The sequence below is a fragment of the uncultured Alistipes sp. genome (assembly GCF_902388705.1).
Taxonomy (GTDB): Bacteria; Bacteroidota; Bacteroidia; order Bacteroidales; family Rikenellaceae; genus Alistipes.
Window position 1 is genome coordinate 1 of record NZ_CABMQJ010000114.1, and the last position, 2,796, is coordinate 2,796.

The window sequence follows — 2,796 nt, forward strand, 5'->3', positions numbered from 1 at the left end:
GGGCCCTGCGGAGGCCACGGCGCTGGGTAACATCATGGTGCAGGCGCGGGCTGCGGGCGTGGTCGGCTCGCTGTCCGAGATGCGGCAGTACATCCGCCGCTCGATCGAAACGAAAACGTATGAACCGAAAAAATAAACGATTGCTTTTATGAAAACCGAACTTATCGAAAAGGCGTATGCCATTGCCCGTGACCGCTATGCGGCCATCGGCGTAGACACGGAAAAGGCGCTCGCAGCGCTGCAAAACATCTCGCTCTCGCTCCACTGCTGGCAGGCGGACGACGTGACGGGCTTCGAAAACCGGGGCGGCGACCTCACGGGCGGCATCCAGGCCACGGGCAACTATCCGGGCAAAGCCCGCAACATCGAGGAGCTGCGCGCCGACATCCTCAAGGCCAAATCGTTCATTCCCGGCACGCACCGCCTGAACCTGCACGAGATTTACGGCGAGTTCGGCGGCGAGTCGGTCGACCGCGACCAGGTGGAACCCCGCCATTTCCAGGGCTGGATCGAATGGGCGAAGCAGAACGGCATGAAACTCGACTTCAACTCGACCTCGTTCTCGCACCCCAAGAGCGGAAACCTGTCGCTGTCGAACCCCGACCCCGAAATCCGCGCCTTCTGGGTGGAGCACACCAAGCGCTGCCGCGCCATAGCCGAGGAGATGGGCCGTGCGCAGGGCGATCCCTGCATCATGAACCTCTGGGTGCACGACGGCTCGAAAGACCTCACCGTCAACCGCATGCTCTACCGTGAGCTGCTGCGCGATTCGCTCGACCGCATCTTCGAGCAGAAATACGATCACATGAAGGATTGCATCGAGTCGAAGGTATTCGGCATCGGCCTGGAGAGCTATACTGTCGGGAGCAACGATTTCTACATCGGCTACGGCGCCAGCCGCGGCAAAATCGTGACCCTCGACACGGGACATTTCCATCCTACGGAAATCGTGGCCGACAAGATTTCTTCGCTGCTGCTGTTCATCCCCGAGGTGATGCTGCACGTGTCGCGCCCGGTGCGCTGGGACTCCGACCATGTGACGATTATGAACGACGATACGCTGGAGCTGTGCAAGGAGATCGTGCGCTGCGGGGCGCTCGACCGCGTGCATATCGGGCTGGACTACTTCGATGCCTCGATCAACCGCATCGGTGCCTATGTCATCGGCTCGCGCGCCACGCAGAAGTGCCTGATGCAGGCGCTGCTCGAACCGCTCGCGCAGCTGCGCGGGTACGAGGCTGCCGGACAGGGCTTCGAACGCCTGGCGCTGCTCGAAGAGTCGAAGTCGCTGCCCTGGAACGCCGTGTGGGACATGTTCTGCCTGCGCAACGACGTGCCCGTGGGCGAGGAGTTCATCGCCGGAATCCAGCAGTACGAAAAGGAGGTAACCGCTAAACGATAAGCCCTATGTATCGCATCGTACTGAACGAAACGTCGTATTACGGCGCAGGATGCCGCTCGGTAATCGCCGACGAAATCAGGAAGCGCGGCCTTAAAAAGGTGCTGCTCGTGACGGACAAAGACCTGATTCGCTTCGGCGTGGCCGCCAAGGTCGAGGAGGTGCTCCGCGGTGCGGGCATCCCCTATGAGATTTACAGCGAAATCAAGGCCAACCCCACGATTCGCAACGTACAGCAGGGCGTCGAGGCGTTCAAGGCCTCGGGCGCCGACTGCATGGTGGCGCTGGGCGGCGGTTCGTCGATCGACACCGCCAAAGCCGTGGGCATCATCGTCAACAACCCCGAATTCGCCGATGTGCGCTCGCTCGAGGGGGTGGCCGCCACCCGGCACCGCGCCGTGCCGACGTTCGCCGTGCCGACGACGGCGGGAACGGCCGCCGAGGTGACGATCAACTACGTCATCACGGACGAGGAGAACCGCAAGAAGATGGTCTGCGTCGACCCCAACGATATTCCGATGTGCGCCGTAATCGACTGCGAGCTGATGATGTCGATGCCCAAAGGGCTTACGGCCGCCACGGGCATGGACGCGCTGACGCACGCTATCGAAGGGTATATCACGCCCGGGGCGTGGACGATGAGCGACATGTTCGAGCTGAAGGCCGTCGAACTGATCGCCCGGCACCTGAAAAATGCCGTGGAGGACGGCAGCGACCCCGTCGCGCGCAACGGCATGGCCGAAGCGCAGTATATCGCCGGCATGGGCTTCTCGAACGTCGGGCTGGGCATCGTGCACTCGATGGCGCACCCCCTGGGGGCGTTTTACGATACGCCGCACGGCGTTGCGAATGCGCTGCTGCTGCCCTATGTGATGGAATACAACGCCGAGTCGCCCTCGCGCGCCAAGTACCTCGACATCGCCCGGGCGATGGGCGTCGATACCGCGGGCATGAGCGTCGACGAGGGTGTCGCCGCGGCTGTGAAGGCCGTGCGCGACCTGTCGGTGAGCATCCGCATCCCGCAGCGCCTGCACGAAATCGGCGTGAAGCAGGAGGACATTCCCGCACTGGCCGCGGCGGCGTTCAAGGACGTCTGCACGGGTGGCAACCCGCGTCCGACCTCGGTCGCGGATATTGAAAAATTGTATCATACGGCATTCTAAACCACAGGATTATGAATACGCTTCTCGGACTTCTGATTATCGCCGTGGGCAGTTTCTGCCAGTCGAGCTCTTATGTACCTATCAAGAAGGTAAAGGAGTGGTCGTGGGAGAGTTTCTGGCTCGTGCAGGGACTTTTCGCCTGGCTGGTGTTCCCGCTGCTGGGGGCCCTGCTGGCCGTTCCTGCGGGCGGCTCGCTGGGGGAAATCCTCGCGGCCGATCCCGCCGCGGCGTTCA

Annotated in this window: 3 protein-coding genes; all 3 read left to right on the forward strand. The window is 62.3% G+C overall.

Features of this window, described 5'->3' with window-relative positions:
• Positions 1 to 148: 148 nt before the first annotated feature.
• Positions 149 to 1,402 carry an L-rhamnose isomerase gene (locus tag QZT71_RS12270; protein ID WP_295916633.1) on the forward strand — a complete coding sequence of 418 codons (1,254 nt, stop codon included), beginning with the start codon at positions 149 to 151 and terminating at the stop codon, positions 1,400 to 1,402.
• Between the two features lie 5 nt (positions 1,403 to 1,407).
• Positions 1,408 to 2,562 (forward strand): lactaldehyde reductase, encoded by a 1,155-nt coding sequence (gene fucO, locus QZT71_RS12275; RefSeq protein ID WP_295916634.1) that lies wholly within the window; start codon positions 1,408 to 1,410, stop codon positions 2,560 to 2,562.
• Between the two features lie 11 nt (positions 2,563 to 2,573).
• On the forward strand, positions 2,574 to 2,796 hold a 223-nt coding region (locus tag QZT71_RS12280), incomplete at its 3' end, for an L-rhamnose/proton symporter RhaT (RefSeq protein WP_295916636.1).

Coding starts and splice junctions, on each gene's coding strand:
- fucO (WP_295916634.1), top strand. CDS start 1,408: ATGTATCGCATCGTACTGAACGAAACGTCGTATTACGGCGCAGGATGC.
- QZT71_RS12270 (WP_295916633.1), top strand. CDS start 149: ATGAAAACCGAACTTATCGAAAAGGCGTATGCCATTGCCCGTGACCGC.